This window comes from uncultured Marivita sp. (assembly GCF_947488135.1).
Taxonomy (GTDB): Bacteria; Pseudomonadota; Alphaproteobacteria; order Rhodobacterales; family Rhodobacteraceae; genus Marivita.
Genome location: NZ_CANKYW010000008.1, coordinates 1 through 15,673, shown reverse-complemented (window position 1 = coordinate 15,673; position 15,673 = coordinate 1). Strand labels below are relative to the sequence as shown.

Below are 15,673 nucleotides of genomic sequence, written 5' to 3'. Positions count from 1 at the left end.
CCAGATGTCTGATCCCCGTGACGCCGCTTGAACCGATACACTCTTGGTCAACATCGTCCTCCTCCCCGAGACACGTTTGTTACGACATGGCGTGTGCTTCTCTTTCCTCTTCCCCGTCACACTGGTTGTAAGTTCACGCCTCCCCGAACAGCCGCGCGGCGACCGAGCCCAGATGCGTCCGCATCGCTGCATGTGCTGCGGTCGGATCGCGCGCTTCGATGGCCGCCACGATGGCGTCGTGTTCCGCAAAGCTTGAATGCGTGCGGGCCGGGCGGTCGGAACTCCGCACCACGGTGTTCCACGCCACGGCCCGGCGCACGGCATTCAGATGATCGAACAGCGACAGCAGCAGGACATTGTCCGTCGCTTCGGCCAAGGTCCTGTGAAAGTTGTCGTCCTGCGCCTCGTATTCGTCCCAGTTGGGCGCGTCTACGGCGCGGTCGCGGCACTGTTTCAACTGGCGTATCGCGTCCCATGTGGCGTGCAGCGCGGCTTCGCGGGCGATCGCCGGCTCCAGCGCCTGACGCGCGCGCATCAGCTGAACCGGGGTCACTTCCTGACTGAGCCCCGCCAGATCGCCCAGCCCGAATCCCGCATTGGGCGACGCGATGAACGTGCCCTTGCCCACGTGCCGCCAGATCGCGCCTTCATGTTCCAGAGTGTCCAATGCCTTGCGCAACCGGGCGCGGGTCACGTCAAGCCGCACGATCAAGTCGCGTTCGGATTCAAGGCGGTCGCCAGGTTTGTAGCCACCTTCCTCGATATAGGACCGAAGCTTGGCGACGACGTCGTCCGCTTCGACCGATACGGCATTCATCAACATGACCAAACCTTTTATTGGTATACCAATATGCGCCAATGCGGCGCGAAACATGCGATAATTAAGCCCAAATTGGGCGATCAATCAACGATTTTCTTGTATTCCCCATGTTGGTCGCGATTGATTTACCGATTTGGCTGGGCTACAGCACGGTTGAATGTTCGAAGAACCCGGAGTGACGCATGACCCAATACGCAATCGAAACACCGCCCGTGACGGCTTTGCCCGTGGCCGGACAGGACGCGGTTTTCCCGGTGCGCCGCATCTATTGCATCGGCCGGAACTACGCTGCACATGCGATCGAGATGGGGCATGATCCGGACCGCGAAGATCCGTTTTTCTTCCAGAAGAACCCCAACAACCTCGACACCTCCGGCAGGTTTCCGTACCCGCCGCACACCTCGGATGTGCACCACGAGGCCGAGATGCTGGTGGCGCTGAAGACGGGCGGCACCAACATCCCGGTCGACAAGGCTTTGGATCATGTGTTCGGCTACGGCCTCGCGCTCGACATGACGCGGCGCGACCTTCAGGGGATCGCGAAAAAAGCGGGTCGCCCGTGGGAGATCGGCAAGGCGTTCGAGCGTTCCGCGCCCTGTGGTCCGATCCATCCGGTCTCTGAAGTCGGACATCCGAGCGAGGGTCATCTGGAGTTCAAGGTCAACGGAGAGGTTCGTCAGGAAGGCGATCTGAACCAGATGATCTGGAAGGTGCCGGAAATGATCTCCTACCTGTCCGAATATTTCGAACTGGCCCCCGGCGATGTCATCCTGTCCGGCACACCGTCCGGCGTCGGCCCCGTGTCCAAGGGCGACACGATGGAGCTGAGCATCGACGGGCTGGGAACCCTGACCGTCACCGTCACGTAACACAACCCGTCGCGCGCGGATTGGGACAGCCCCCGGCCTTGCGGCCGGAGGCACCCATACGTCGCGCCGCCAGATACGGTCACGCATTGCGCCCCGTGGCGCATGTCGTGCGATCTTTTTCCGAAACCAAGGAACGCTCCTGATGGACCTCCTCTCCCCCGATTTTCTTCTCATCGCGGCGACGCTTCTCGTGGCCGGTGCGTTGACCGGGATCCTCGCCGGGCTGTTCGGGGTCGGAGGAGGTGCGTTGATCGTGCCGGTCCTGTACGAGGTCTTCGGCGTGCTCGACGTGCCCGATGAAACGCGGATGCCGCTTGCTGTCGGCACCTCTCTGGCGATCATCATCCCGACCTCGATCCGATCCTGGCTCAGCCACCGGTCCCGTGGCGCGGTGGACGATGCGCTGCTCCGGGCCTGGGCCGTGCCGATCGTGCTTGGCGTCTTGGTCGGCGCCGTGATCGCGAGATACGCGCCAGCGGTGGTGTTTCAGATCGTCTTTGTCCTTGTTGCGGGGATCAATGCAATCAAGCTGATCTCGGGCACCAAGCTATGGGACCTTGCCCCTGACTTGCCGACCGGGCCGCTGCTGCGGGTATACGGAGGGCTGATCGGGTTTCTCGCCTCGCTTATGGGGATCGGCGGCGGGCAAATCTCCAACATCATCATGTCGTTGCACGGACGCCCGATCCATCAGGCCGTTGCCACCTCGGCCGGGATCGGCGTGCTGATCTCGGTGCCTGGTGCCATCGGCTATATTTTGGCGGGGTGGGGACAGCCCGGACTGCCACCCGACGCCATCGGTTTCGTGTCGCTGATTGGCGTGAGCCTCTTCGTGCCGACGACCATCCTGACGGCCAACCTCGGCGTGCGCATGGCGCATGGCATGTCCGGCAGGGCCCTCGAGCTCGCCTTCGGGTCATTTCTCGCGATTGTCTGCCTGCGGTTCGTCTACGCCATCGTTGCGGGATGACGCATCGCACGACGTGTCGTGTCCGCATTGGCGGTCCTAAGGGTCACGCCGGTTCCTGGACGGCCTCACCTCACCTATGGCCGACCCAGCCGCGATCATCGGTGAAGGCACGGTCCGGCGTGACCTCGACCGTTTCGTAGTCGGTCGGCAGGTCGTCCAGTGGGGCAAGCGGGGTCGGAGATGCGGCCAGCACGATATTGGCAAGACCGCGCTGGCTGATCGGGCTTTGGACGGTTTCGACATGGGGATAAAGGTCACTCAGGATCGCGTGGATGCCACGCACGAGGGGACCGTCCGGCGCGTCGATCAGGTTCACGTAGACAGGCCCGTCGACAATCGCATGGAGCCGTTCATAGGTCTCCATCGTCGCCAGATGTGCCGGAACGGACCCGGATGAGAACGCGTCCATCACGGCGGCGTCGAAGCGTCGTGTCGTTTCATTGAGATACACCCGCCCGTCGGCGTGAACGATGCCCAGGCGACCATCGCCTCCGGTGGTCGCGTCAAAGCCCGCACGCGCGATCATCGCGCCGGCCCAGGGCAGGTTCTCCTGAACCACGCGCGTGATCAGCGGGTCGATCTCGACCGCGATGGCCTGCGCCTCGGGACGCGTCTCCAACAGTTTGGTCGGCAAGGTGTAGCCGCCGCCTCCGATGAAAAGGACCGACGGATCAGCATCCAGATCGCGGTCCATGCGGTCCCAGATCCATCTGGTATAGGGCATCACCAGCGGTCGCGACGCATCGGGTGCGTCCGTGTCCGGCCGTGCCCGCTCGGCGGCTTGCTGGGTGCGGTCGGAATAGAGGTAGACGGTGCTGCCCCGGGTCACGACGTCGATGCAGGATAGGCCCGACTCGTAGCGGCAGACCGAACCGCTGGCGACGCTCGCCACGACCACAAGCCCCGCCACGCCGATGGGGACGTTCGGTCCGGTGTGCCGGGGCCGATCCGTGCGCTGTCCACGGCTTCCGTCGTCGGGTGGCGCATCCCGGATCAACGCCACGCAAAGCAACGCAGCGGCCCCGCACCCGGCGAAAGTGGCAACCGAGCCGACCAGCGGCAGCGCGACGAACCCCGCGAGGATCGCGCCCACGATCGCGCCAAGCGATCCCGCAGCCAGAACCAGCCCGAGCGACGACCCTTCCCGCCCCGGTCTGGCCTCGACCGCAAGCTTGGCGAGGAACGGCGAGGGCAAGGTGACAAGGACCGACGCCGGGAAAAAGGCGACAAACACCGCCAGAAGCATCCCGCCGGTGTTCCGCGCGCCCATGGCGTAGATCAGCCCCAGAACGCTGGGCGACAACGCCATCAGGATCGCCGTCGCGACCAGCGCCTTGCGCACCGCCTTGGCGGCGGCCGGACGTTCCCGTTCGGCGATGAGACCGCCAAGCGCACTGCCAAGCGAGAACCCCGCAAGGATGGTCGCGATGACGGTGGTCCATGTCAGCAGGGACGTGCCGAAGAACGGCGCCAGAACACGGCCTGCGGCAATCTCGTAGGTGAGGCCGAGCGCGGACAGCACAAGGATCAGACCGATGATGATCCAGAACCGCATTCTACTCTCCTTGTCGTCGTCCCGGGGTCGCGCTGTGCCTGCCACGCTTCGCGCCGAGATGCCACGCACTATTCTGCGAGGTGGATCAGGAGCGGGGGCGGGGGATCACTGGTGCTACGCCAGCTCTTTCAGCAACCATTCCGCGCGGTCGATATGGGTTCGCGCGATGGCGAGCTTGCCCTCGAGCCGGTCTTTCTTGTCGGCAGAAGGGGCGGAGGCGATTTCGGCCTCCAACTCCGCCGCCTTCACGCGGAGCTTTTGCAAGACCTTCTCCACGTGGCTTGGCTTGATCTTGCTCGCCTTCCCGCTTTCGAGACGCGCGTTGTAGTCCTCGACTTTCGCGGCCAGCTTTTTCAGACCCATCTTCGCTTCTCCAATCGTGTTGCCGCGGCCAGCTTGAACATATTTCGCAACATCGCCATGACACCGGTCGTCATCCCGGGTCCTTCGCGTGTTCTGTAACCGCTTCGCTGAGTTCTTCCTCGTCGAGCGACAGCAGGCGTTCCACCTCGGCCATCGCGCTTTCGCGTTCGATGTAGTAGCTGCGCGCCGCTTCGATCAGATCACGCATCGCGCCGTAGGCGTAGCCGGAATCGTTCATGAACGACGTGGCGGCGGTGGCGTTGAGCGCGCCCTTGCGGATCAGAGCATCGACGCGCTGCGACGTTGTGCGAGCGTCGTCCTCGATCTGCGCGCGCTCCTGATCGAGCCAGAGCGCGCTGCGGTTCTCGGGTTCGGTCAGGCCAAGCTTCCGGATTTCGATGGTGATGCGCGCGATCTCGGTGCGCAATTCGTCGTAAAGCTCGGTCGTGGCGCCCTGGCGGCGCACCGTGTAGCGCAGGATGTTCTTGCGGAGATGTTTCACGGATTTCACCGCCTGCACGATATCGCTGGCCACATCGCGAAGCGCGTAGACCCGTTCGGCGATATCCTGATCGACCCGCTTGTCGCCCACGCGCGTCGTGAACTCCACGATGCCCGCATAAAGCGTTTTCACGCGCCGCTCATAGCTTTCGTCGAGATCGAGCTCGAACGGCGTTCGGCTGTGCCGCACCAGATCGGCGACATTGTCGGTGGCGAACACCTCGTCCCGATGCAGGTTGAGACCGTGCAGGATCAACTCGACTGCGTTTTCATAAAGGTGCAACACTTCCTTGCGCAGCGCGATCTCGAGCGTCTGCGGGAATTCGTCCACCGCCTCGTTGAGGTAACGCGGGCGGCTCACGTCCGGTACGGGTTCGACGATGCGATGTTCGAGAAACGTGATCAGCCGATTGAGCACCGGCAGCATCAGCGCGACGCCCAGCACATTGAATATCGTGTGGAACACCGCGAGTTTCATCGCGTAGTCGCCGGGCGCGATCCCGACAAGATCGCTGACCCAATCCACCGCGTCGCGCAGCGGGACGATAAGCACCAGCGCGACCAGCGCGGTCACTGTGTTGAAGATCAGATGCGCGAGCGCCAAGCGCTTGCCCTGAAAATTCGCGCCGAGAGAGCCGAGGATCGCGGTGATCGTCGTGCCGATATTCGCCCCGATGGCAAGCGCCAGCGCGTTTTCGTAACTGATTTGCCCGGCGGACAGCGCCGTGAGGATCAGGACCATCGTGGCATGGCTCGATTGCATGACCACCGTGGCGGCAGTGCCGATAAGGGAATAGACGAAGAGACCCAGAAGCCCGGTCAGCGCGAACCGTGTCAGGTCGATCTGGTCCTTGAAGGCGTCAAAGCCCTCTTTCATGTGGTGGATGCCGAGAAACAGGAAACCGAGCCCCGCCAGCGCATATCCGATGCCGCGCAGGGGTTTGGATTTCTGAAACACCAGAATGACGCTGAGCGCGATCATCGGCATCGCGTAGGCCGCGATGTCGATCTTCAGCCCAAGCCCCGCAACCAGCCATGCGCCTGTCGTCGTTCCGATATTGGCGCCGAAGATGATGCCGACACCGCCGATGAGCGAGATCAGACCCGCGCTCAGAAACGAGATGGTGATGACCGACACCAAAGAGCTGGACTGCAAGAGCGTGGTCGACGCGATCCCGAACGAAATCGCCCGAAGCGTCGACCCGGTGGCGCGTTCGAGGATTCGCTCCAGCGCGCCACCGCCGAAGAGCTTGAACCCGTCCTCGAGCATCAGCATCCCGAAAAGAAAGATCGCAACCCCCGCCGCGATCTCCTGCGCGTCGGGGCTGACCCAGAAGGTCAGCAAAAGCGCTCCGATGACGATGGGCAGGTAAATGCGTGTCATGGCGACGGGAACGCCCGGGCGTGTTTATGCGCGACGATCTCTACGCTTTGTCCTGCCACCTCTGCCGGATCCTCGGAGTGTTGCAATTCCATGACATACCGGCGGTCGAAAGGGCTGTCTTTGACATGGCTCATTCGCGGTTTTCGCCGGTCTGTGATGATCAGCCTTCGATCGCGCAAAAGCCCGGGGGGACCATGTCGTGTTGAGAACGGAAAAAATCGAAAACGCCGCGCAGCGGAACCGGGACGAATTGTTCCGCTTTGGCACGGCGTTGCTTTTCATCGTCGGCATCATGCTGTTCACCATCGTCCGGACGGACGGGGGTATCGACGGCATCCTTCTGGTCGCCGCCGCAATGATCGGCGGCTACATGGCCATGAATATCGGCGCCAATGACGTGGCGAACAATGTCGGTCCCGCCGTCGGATCGCACGCCATCACCCTGACCGGGGCGATCTTCATCGCCGCCTTCTTCGAGGCCGGCGGCGCGCTGGTTGCGGGTGGCGATGTCGTAGGAACGATCAAGAGCGGGATCATCGACCCCGATCTGGTGGCGGATCGGGACACGTTCATCTGGATCATGATCGCGGCACTTCTGGCGGCGGCGGTCTGGCTCAATTTCGCGACCGCCGTTGGTGCGCCGGTCTCCACCACGCATTCCATCGTCGGAGGCGTTCTTGGCGGCGGGATCGCAGCGGCGGGCTGGAATATCGCGGATTGGTCCGTGGTGGGCCAGATCGCGGCAAGCTGGGTGATTTCGCCCCTGATGGGTGGACTGATCGCGGCGGGCTTTCTGTTTCTCATCAAGCGCACGATCACCTACAAGCGCGATGTGTTGACGGCGGCCAACCGCATGGTGCCGGTGCTGGTCGCGGTCATGGCCTGGGCGTTTTCGACCTACCTGATGCTGAAAGGCGTCAAGAAGATCGTCGCCGTGTCCTTCCCGATGGCTCTGCTGATCGGGGTGGTTGTGGCCGTTGCGGTCTATGTCGTGATGCGACCGCACATCGCCCGCGCGACGGCGAAGCTGGAAAACCACAAAGCCAGTGTGAACGACCTTTTCACCGTGCCCCTGATCTTCGCCGCAGCCCTTCTGAGCTTTGCGCATGGCGCGAACGATGTGGCAAATGCGGTGGGGCCGCTTGCCGGGATCAACGAAGCCATCACCCAGGGAGAGATCTCGACCAAGGCCGGGATTCCCATCTGGGTCATGGCGGTGGGCGCGATCGGGATCGCGTTGGGGCTGGCGCTTTACGGGCCGAAACTGATCCGCACCGTCGGCAGCGAGATCACCGAGCTCGACAAGACCCGCGCCTTCTGCATCGCCATGGCCGCCGCGATCACCGTCATCATCGCATCGCAGCTCGGTCTGCCGGTCAGTTCGACCCATATCGCCGTGGGTGGCGTATTCGGCGTCGGCTTCTTGCGCGAATACATCAAGTCGAGCTACGCGCGCATGCTCGACGATATCCGCGACCATCATGCCGACAGCGACCCGGACGCGGTAGATGCGTTTCTGGCGGAATTCGAAGCGGCGGATGTCGCCACCAAGGGCGACATGCTGCGCGAGATGAAGGCGCAGGCTGCGGCGGACCGGTTGCTTGGCAAACAGGAACGACGCGGCCTCGGGCGCGTGCACCGTGTCGAACTGGTGAAACGCAACCTGCTGCTGCGCATCGCGACGGCGTGGATCATCACCGTCCCCATCGCCGCGATCTTGTCGGCCATGTTCTTCTTCATGATCCGGGGCATGATGCTGCCCTGACGCACGGGTCAGTTTTACGCCGTGCCGGACCCCCGCAACGCGGTCATCCAGCCCAGACCCTCCCGCGTTCCCCCGCGCGGGCGGTACTCTGCGCCGACGAAGCCGTCATAGCCCAAGCGTGCGAGGTCCGACAGGAGCCACCCGTAATCGACCTCGCCCCGGTCGGGTTCGCCCCGGTCGGGGACGGCGGCGATCTGGATATGGCCGATCTTCGGCAGCAGTCGCTGGATCGTGGTGCCCAGATCGCCCTGCATGATCTGCATGTGGTAGCAATCGAACATGATCTTGAGGTTCGGCCGGTCCAGTGCGTCGAGGATGCGTTCGGCATGATCGGTGCCCGAGAGATGATAGCCCGTCACGTCGCGCGTATTGATCGGTTCGATTAGGATGGTGATCTCATGCTTGGCTGCCAGATCACAGGCGTGGGCGAGATTGTCGCGAAAGCACGCTTCGGCGGTCTCGCTCCCATCGGTGCGGCCTGCCATGACATGCACCGCACGGGTGCCGGTTGCCGCGGCATAGTCCACCGCGCGGGCGATCTCTGTGCGCGCCTCTTCCATTCGGTCGGGCAGGGCGGCCAGCCCGAAATCGCCCGCATCCCGGTCGCCGGGCCATGTGTTGAGGCCAAGCATGGGCAAGCCGGTCTCAAGAAGCGCGGACCGTACGGTTCCGGCGTCCGTTTCGTACGGAAAGTGGCACTCCACCGCGTCGAACCCGGCCTGCTTGGCGGCGCGGATGGCGTCGGGCAGGGGCAATTCGGTGAACAGAAAACCAAGGTTTGCGGACAGGCGGATCATGCGTCCCACTCCACGTTGAATTTCGTGACGACGGCCTGCACCTGCGCGTCGGTCAGCCCCCGCGCGTTCACACCGCGCAACATCATCGCAAGGCGCGCGGTCTCCTCGAGCTCTTCGACCGCATTGCAGGCGGCTTCCACATCCTTGCCCGCCACCACCGGCCCGTGATTGGCCAGCATCACCGCGCTGCGCTTGCCCGCAAGCCCGCGCACCGCCTTGCCCATCGCGGGATCGCCCGGCAGGAAGAACGGCAGGAGCTTCACGCGGCCCAGCTTCATTATTGCATAGGGCGTGAGCGGCGGCAGGAAATTGTCCTCGTCGGCATCGGGCATCATCGACCACGCGACGGAATGGCAGGAATGAAGATGCACCACCGCGCCCGCGGTGCTGCGGGTGTCGTAAAAGGCGGTGTGTAGCGGCATTTCCTTGGTCGGCGGGTCTCCGTCGATCAGCGTGCCGTTCGCATCGAACCGCGACAAACGCGCGGGATCGAGACGGCCGAAACTGGTCCCGGTGGGCGAGACAAGCAGCCCGCCATCCTCGGTACGGGCCGAGATGTTGCCGGTGCTGCCGTGGGTCAGGCCCCGGTCGAACAGGGATTTCGCCAGCAGGCAGATCTGGTCGCGGAGTTTGGTATCGCTCATGCGTCCCGCTCCAACAGGGTCGCGGCTTTTTCGAAGTAATCCTCGCTGCCGAAATTGCCGGATTTCAGCGCCAGAACCAGATTGTCGCTGGCGCGCAGGGCGGGCACGCCGGGGTCGATCTCGGGCCCGATGCGCAGCGTGTCGAGCGCCAGCGCCTCGACCACCGCGCCCGAGGTTTCGCCGCCTGCGGTCAGAAGGCGGGTGACGCCCATCTCCACAAGATGCCGCGCGACATCGCCGAAAAAGGTCTCGAGCGCATGGGCGGATTCCTCCCGGCCATGCGCCTCTTGCGTGCGGCGTACCTCGTCCGGATCGGCGGAACTATAGGCCAGCGGCAGGCCGTCGGTCTCCACCAGCCATCGCGCCACCTGTTCAGCGGTCTGCGTGCCGTCGATGACTTCTGCGGCATCAATCTTCAGACCCGGATGCGCCTTGAGGTGATGCGCGATCTGCCCGCGCGTGGCGGTGGAGCACGAGCCGGACAGGATCGCCGCCTTGCCGCTTTGCCCATGCCACTCAACAGGCGCGGGCGTGCAGCCGAAATTCGCGGGCAGGCCAAGCGCCACGCCCGATCCGCCGGTGACAAGTGGGTGGCCCTTCGCCGCCGCGCCGATCTCCATGAGATCCGCGTCGCGCAGGGCATCGACGATCAACATCCGCTCGGGCGCAGCGCGCATCGCGTCGGCAATGGCCTCGCGCCCTTGGAACACCGTCTCCGCCGGGATGTGACCCACCGGATAACGGCTCTGTGTCGCCATAAGACGCCGCAAATCGGCGTCGGTCATCGGGGTGAGCGGATGGTTCTCCATCCCGCTTTCGTTCAGCAGCCTGTCCTTGACGAACAGATAGCCCTGATAAACCGAACGCCCCGCACCCGGAAAGGCGGGACAGACGATGACCTTTTCTGCATCCAACGCCTCGGCCAGAGCGTCGGCGACGGGGCCGATATTGCCCTCGGGCGTGCTGTCGAAGGTGGAGCAATACTTGAAGAAAATCTGCTGACATCCCTGCGCGCGCAGCCAGTCGAGCGCCTTGAGTGAGAGCCGAACCGCCTCGTCAGGGTCGATGGAGCGCGATTTCAGCGCGACGACACCGGCCTGCACATCGTCATCCGCAGGGCGATCCGGCACGCCGGTATATTGCACCGTACGCATCCCCTGCTTGGCCAGCGTATTGGCCAGATCGCTGGAGCCGGTGAAATCGTCGCCGATACAGCCCAGAAGCATCAGTCGTCCCCCGGTAATTTCACGCCGCCCCGCCGCGCGACGTATTTCGCGATGGCCGCGTCATCCTCGTCGCCCATGCCAGCCTGCGAGGTGGCGCGGAATTGGGAAAGCGCCGTTTGCGTGACAGGAAGGGGAAGGGCCGCATCGGAAGCGACGTCGGTAACGATGCCGAGGTCCTTCGGCCAGATGTCGACCTTGGACCGGGGTGCGTAGTCGGCGTCGACCACATGCGGCGCACGGTTCTCGAACATCCACGACGTTCCGGCGGATACCGAGATCACATCGACGACCCTGGCTGGGTCCAACCCCTGCGAGGCGGCAAAGGCCATCGCCTCACCCATCGCGGCGATATGCACGCCGGCAAGAAGCTGGTTGACCGCCTTCATCGCCGATCCCGCGCCTGCGCTATCGCCCAGCCGGTGCACCGTTTCGGCCATCGCGTCGAGCAAGGGTTCGGACGCCTCGAACGCATCGGCGGACCCGGCGGCCATGATCGACAAGCGACCCTCGGCTGCCTTGGCCGCGCCTCCGGAAATCGGCGCGTCGAGATAGTGCAGACCGCGCGCCTGCGCTTCGGCCTCCATCTCGCGGGCAAACGCGGGGGCGACGGTGGCGCAGGAGAGGATCACACCGCCGGGGCGTAGGTGATCTGCCAGTCCGTCCGGGCCGAACAGCACCGCGCGGGTCTGGTCGGCGTTGAGAACGGCACTGACCAGCGCGTCGGCCTGTTCGAGATCATCAACGCCACCGTCGGCGCACAGCATGTCGACGCGGGTGCTGTTCGGATCGACACCCTGAACTGTGTGGTCCGCGCGCAAAAGGCTTTGCGCCATGCCAAGGCCCATCGAGCCCAATCCGGCAAAGAGGACGTTCATGCGATTATTCTCCAAAAACAAGCTCGACCGGCCAGAGCGTGATCGCCGGGACATAGGTGATGACCATCAGCGCCGCGAAGACGGTCAGGACGAACCAGATCAGCTGCGGGATGATCTTTTCGACCCGCAGGTTCGCCACGGCGCAGGCGGCAAAGAGGTTCACGCCTAAGGGCGGGGTGATCATCCCCAGCGCGAGGTTGACCACGATGATCAGGCCGAAATGCACCGGATCGACGCCATAGGCGATGGCGATGGGGGTTAGGATCGGCGCCAGCACGAGGATCGCGGCAGAGGTCTCGATGAACATGCCGACGATCAGCAGAAGGATGTTGATGGCCAACAGGAACGCGATACGGCTGTCGAACATATCCTTGAACCACGCCGCAATCTCGTTCGGCAGACCCGACCGTGCGATGAGGAAGGAAAAGAGCGCGGCAGCCGAGATGATGATCATGATCGCCGAGGTCGAGATCACGGTCTTCTTGAGGATCTCCGGCAAGTCCGCGAATTTGATTTCCCGGTACATCGCCATGCCGACGATGAGGGCTGCGGCCACGGCGGCGGCGCTGGCCTCGGTCGGGGTGAAGATGCCGGAGTATATGCCGCCGAGGATCACCACGGGGATGAGCAGCGCGGGCATGGCCGACACAAACGCCTTGCCGACGCTCGCGCGGTCGCGTCCGTCCTCCATGCCGATGCCGCGCACGCGGCAGATCACCAGCACCAGCGCCATGAGCGATCCGGCGACGACGAAGCCGGGGCCAAGCCCCGCGATGAAGAGCTTGCCGATGGAGGTGTCGGTGGACACGCCATAAAGGATGAGCGGGATCGACGGCGGGATCAGCACGCCCAGTTCCGCCGAGGATGCCTGGATCGACGCGGCAAGCGGGCGGGGGTAGTTGTGCTTGACCATCGCGGGAATGAGGATCGCGCCGATGGCGAATGTGGTGGCGACGGACGAGCCCGAGACCGACGCGAAGAGCATGCAGGTCAGCACGCAGGTGCAGGCCAGCCCGCCCTGGATGCCGCCGACCAGCGATTTCGCCAGTTCAACGAGGCGGTGCGAGATGCCGCCCGCCGACATGAGGTTGCCCGCGAGGATGAAAAGCGGGATCGCCATGAGCGGGAAGCTGTCGATGCCGGTGAACATGCGCTGTGCCACGAGCAAGAGCGGCAGGCGGCCCTGCGCCTCGATCCCGATGACCGAGGCAAGGCCGATGGCCACGGCGATGGGCACGCCGATGACGAAGAGGAGGGCGAGCGAGAGACCGAGGGCGGCGTTCATTGCTCTGCCTCGGCATTACGGGCGATCAGCCAATCCCCCTGAACGGCGCGGATCATGGAAGCCAGAACGGCGATCAGGATGAACACCGACCCGACCGGCAGCGCGGCGTAGACCCAGGCGATGGAGATTTCCAGCGCGGCAAGGCTTTGCGGGACCACGCGCAGGGTCATCAGGTAGCCCTGCCAGAAGAGGATCGAGAAAAATATCACAGAGCCGAGATTGGCAAAAAGGAACACGCCCAGACCAAGGCGCGGCGGCAGGCTGTTCTGGATGATGTCGACCGAGATCATCGCGCCGTGCCGGAACGCCACCGCGACGCCAAGGAACACCGACCAGATCATCGCGGAGCGGGTGATGACCTCGGACCATGTCGAGGGCGCGCCGAAGACGAAGCGTGTGATCACCTGAAACAGCGCGAGGGACGCCGCAATCACGAGGAAGGTGATCGACAGGCGCAGGGCAAGCCCCGTGGTGAAATCCTCGAAGCGCAGGAAAAGACGCATGAAACTGCCTTTTGGTCAGGACCGCAAAGGATCGGCAGGCGGGTGGGCCGCCTGCCGAAGGATGCCTTACTCGACCGCCTTGATGCGATCGACCATCTCGGTGCCGTACTGGTCGGTGTAGACCGCGTAGGCCGGCTCCGCGAGGGCGGCAAAGGGGGCCTTGTCGATATCGGTGATGACCTCCATCCCGTTTTCACGCAGCAGCGCGACGCCCGCATCCTCGAGGCGGTTGACCTCGGCGCGCGTGGCGGCAGCGGATGCCTTGGCGGCTTCGTAGAACCAGCCGCGCTGTTCCTCGGTCAGGCCGTCCATCAGGATCGGCGAGGCGAGAACGACTGCCGGGGAATAGACGTGGCCGGTCAGCGACACATGGCCCTGAACTTCCCAGAACTTCGATGCGGTGATGACGGTGACGGGGTTTTCCTGCCCGTCGACAACGCCTTGCTGAAGCGCGGTGAAAAGCTCGGGGAAGGCCATCGGGGTGGGCGACGCGCCCATTTCCGAGAAGGCTTCCATGTGCACGCGGTTCTCCATCGTGCGCAGCTTCAGTCCCTCAAGGTCCTCGGGTGTGCGCACCGGGCGCTGCGAGTTGGTCACGTGGCGGAAGCCGTTTTCCGTCCAGGCAAGGCCGACAAGCTGGTTCTCGTTGATCTTCTCGAGAAGCTCCTGGCCGATCTCTCCGTCAAGCGTCTTGCGCGCGTGATCGTAGTCGCGGAACAGGAACGGCAGGTCGAGCGCGTAGACCTCGGGCACGAAGTTGCCAAGCGGGCCGGTGGAGGTGATGACCACGTCCATCGAACCGATTTGCAGCCCTTCGATCATGTCGCGTTCGCCGCCAAGCTGACCCGCGGGCGCCTGGCTGCCGGTGAATTCGCCGCCCGACAGTTCGGTCAGCGTGTCGATGAACGCCTGCGCGCCGACGCCGTAATGCGACTCGGGCGACAGGGAATGGCCCACGACGATGTTCTGCTGGGCCGATGCGACGCCTGCCGCAAGGACAAGGGCGCCGGTGAGGGCGGTAAAGGTGTGTTTCATTTGGGTCTCCTCCCAGTTTGTTTTCGGCCTGCGCGAAACGCAGGATGTTCGATGTGCCGTCAGGCCCGGCACGGGGCAGGGCGTGTCAGCCCATCTCGTCTTCCAGATAGACCTCGATGATCTGTCGGAAATTCTCTTCGGCGCGGAAGCCCAGATCGCAGGCGCGCGCGGTGACGAAATCGCGGGGCCAGCCCGAGATGATGGCGGATACCATCGGGTCGGGTTCGTGCCTAATCAGCGCCACCGCTTCGTTTCCGGCGACGGCGCGCAACGCTTCGATCTGATCGCCCACGGTGGCCGACACCCCCGGCATGGTCATGTTGCGCTGTGCGCCCAACTGCGTCGTGTCCAGTGTCGCCGCATGGTCGATATAACCAACAGCGGACCGCGGGCTGGCGAACCAATGCCGCACATCGGTGCCCACGGGCAGCACCGCCTCTTGCCCGTTCAAAGGCTCGCGCAGGATGCCGGAGTAAAAACTGGAGGCCGCCTTGTTCGGCTTGCCGGGGCGGATGCAGATGGTGGGAAAGCGGATGCCAACACCGTCGAGAAACCCGCGCCGCGAATAGTCGTTGAGCAGCAGTTCCCCGATCGCCTTTTGCGTGCCGTAGCTTGTCAACGGGGTCAGGTGGTAATCGTCGGGAATCTTCGGCGGGAACGGCGCGCCGAACACCGCCAGCGACGACGCGTAGATCACACGGGGCGTGTAGCCGTCGATTGCGCGGATCGCGTCGAACAAGGCGCGCGTGCCGTCGAGGTTGATGCTGTAGCCCTTGTCGAAATCGGCTTCCGCCTCGCCCGACACGATGGCGGCCACATGCACGATCACGTCGGGGCGGTCCGCGATCAGGCTGTCGGCGGTGCCGGGGTCCGTCAAGTCGGCTGCCAGCGCGGTGCGCGTGCCGGAGAAATCGGGCGCGACCTGCGGCTCCGCGATATCCGCAAGCGTCATCGCATTCACCGGTTTGCCGCCCAACGCGCCCGTTGCGGCGATGCGTTCGGCCAGCTTGCGTCCAATCATGCCAGCGGCGCCGATGATGAGAACGTGCATGTCGGAATCTTTCATTTGGACGCGGCCAGA

General features: G+C 64.0%; 16 protein-coding genes. 3 read left to right on the top strand and 13 right to left on the bottom strand.

Annotation, left to right across the window (positions count from 1 at the left end):
* Positions 1-133: 133 nt before the first annotated feature.
* On the bottom strand, positions 134-823 hold the full coding sequence (locus Q1B16_RS18435) for a FadR/GntR family transcriptional regulator (protein ID WP_299792403.1): 690 nt from the start codon (positions 821-823) through the stop codon (positions 134-136).
* Positions 824-1,002: 179 nt separating this feature from the next.
* Here Q1B16_RS18435 and Q1B16_RS18430 point away from each other — a divergent pair, with 179 nt between their 5' ends.
* Together Q1B16_RS18430 and Q1B16_RS18425 are read left to right on the top strand one after the other, a co-directional pair.
* Positions 1,003-1,689, top strand: coding sequence for a fumarylacetoacetate hydrolase family protein (locus Q1B16_RS18430; RefSeq protein ID WP_299792399.1), 687 nt, complete (start codon positions 1,003-1,005; stop codon positions 1,687-1,689).
* 142 nt (positions 1,690-1,831) lie between these two features.
* Positions 1,832-2,659, top strand: a complete 828-nt coding sequence (locus Q1B16_RS18425; protein ID WP_299792396.1) for a sulfite exporter TauE/SafE family protein — start codon at positions 1,832-1,834, stop codon at positions 2,657-2,659.
* 70 nt (positions 2,660-2,729) lie between these two features.
* Here Q1B16_RS18425 and Q1B16_RS18420 read toward each other — a convergent pair whose 3' ends face one another.
* The 4 genes from Q1B16_RS18420 to Q1B16_RS18405 form a co-directional block, all read right to left on the bottom strand.
* The gene (locus Q1B16_RS18420) at positions 2,730-4,214 is read right to left on the bottom strand and encodes a fused MFS/spermidine synthase (protein WP_299792393.1); all 1,485 of its coding nucleotides are present in this window, start codon (positions 4,212-4,214) and stop codon (positions 2,730-2,732) included.
* A gap of 114 nt (positions 4,215-4,328) precedes the next feature.
* Complete coding sequence (locus tag Q1B16_RS18415; RefSeq protein WP_299792390.1) at positions 4,329-4,577, bottom strand: hypothetical protein; 249 nt, start codon at positions 4,575-4,577, stop codon at positions 4,329-4,331.
* 70 nt (positions 4,578-4,647) lie between these two features.
* Positions 4,648-6,462: a Na/Pi symporter gene (locus tag Q1B16_RS18410; protein ID WP_299792387.1), complete on the bottom strand. Its 1,815-nt coding sequence runs from the start codon at positions 6,460-6,462 to the stop codon at positions 4,648-4,650.
* The gene (locus tag Q1B16_RS18405; protein WP_299792384.1) at positions 6,459-6,596 is read right to left on the bottom strand and encodes a hypothetical protein; all 138 of its coding nucleotides are present in this window, start codon (positions 6,594-6,596) and stop codon (positions 6,459-6,461) included. The genes Q1B16_RS18410 and Q1B16_RS18405 overlap by 4 nt, the downstream gene beginning before the upstream one ends.
* Positions 6,597-6,661: 65 nt before the next feature.
* Here Q1B16_RS18405 and Q1B16_RS18400 point away from each other — a divergent pair, with 65 nt between their 5' ends.
* The gene (locus Q1B16_RS18400) at positions 6,662-8,227 is read left to right on the top strand and encodes an inorganic phosphate transporter (protein WP_299792381.1); all 1,566 of its coding nucleotides are present in this window, start codon (positions 6,662-6,664) and stop codon (positions 8,225-8,227) included.
* A 14-nt stretch (positions 8,228-8,241) separates the two neighbouring features.
* Here the strand turns inward: Q1B16_RS18400 and Q1B16_RS18395 are convergent, their stop codons facing one another.
* The 8 genes from Q1B16_RS18395 to denD all read right to left on the bottom strand — a co-directional run bounded on the left by Q1B16_RS18395 (position 8,242) and on the right by denD (position 15,643).
* Positions 8,242-9,021, bottom strand: coding sequence for a TIM barrel protein (locus tag Q1B16_RS18395; RefSeq protein ID WP_299792872.1), 780 nt, complete (start codon positions 9,019-9,021; stop codon positions 8,242-8,244).
* Positions 9,021-9,668 carry an aldolase gene (locus Q1B16_RS18390; RefSeq protein WP_299792378.1) on the bottom strand — a complete coding sequence of 216 codons (648 nt, stop codon included), beginning with the start codon at positions 9,666-9,668 and terminating at the stop codon, positions 9,021-9,023. Before Q1B16_RS18390 ends, Q1B16_RS18395 begins: the two co-directional genes overlap by 1 nt.
* The gene (gene otnK / locus Q1B16_RS18385; protein WP_299792375.1) at positions 9,665-10,894 is read right to left on the bottom strand and encodes a 3-oxo-tetronate kinase; all 1,230 of its coding nucleotides are present in this window, start codon (positions 10,892-10,894) and stop codon (positions 9,665-9,667) included. The genes Q1B16_RS18390 and otnK overlap by 4 nt, the downstream gene beginning before the upstream one ends.
* Entirely contained in the window at positions 10,894-11,769 is an 876-nt protein-coding gene (gene ltnD / locus Q1B16_RS18380) for an L-threonate dehydrogenase (RefSeq protein ID WP_299792371.1), read from the bottom strand. Before ltnD ends, otnK begins: the two co-directional genes overlap by 1 nt.
* A gap of 4 nt (positions 11,770-11,773) precedes the next feature.
* A complete protein-coding gene (locus Q1B16_RS18375) occupies positions 11,774-13,054 on the bottom strand; it encodes a TRAP transporter large permease (protein WP_299792368.1) in 1,281 nt (426 codons plus the stop codon).
* Positions 13,051-13,557, bottom strand: a complete 507-nt coding sequence (locus tag Q1B16_RS18370) for a TRAP transporter small permease (RefSeq protein ID WP_299792365.1) — start codon at positions 13,555-13,557, stop codon at positions 13,051-13,053. The genes Q1B16_RS18375 and Q1B16_RS18370 overlap by 4 nt, the downstream gene beginning before the upstream one ends.
* 66 nt (positions 13,558-13,623) lie before the next feature.
* Complete coding sequence (locus Q1B16_RS18365; protein WP_299792362.1) at positions 13,624-14,592, bottom strand: TRAP transporter substrate-binding protein; 969 nt, start codon at positions 14,590-14,592, stop codon at positions 13,624-13,626.
* Positions 14,593-14,677: 85 nt separating this feature from the next.
* Positions 14,678-15,643 (bottom strand): D-erythronate dehydrogenase, encoded by a 966-nt coding sequence (gene denD, locus Q1B16_RS18360; RefSeq protein WP_299792869.1) that lies wholly within the window; start codon positions 15,641-15,643, stop codon positions 14,678-14,680.
* Positions 15,644-15,673: the final 30 nt, after the last annotated feature.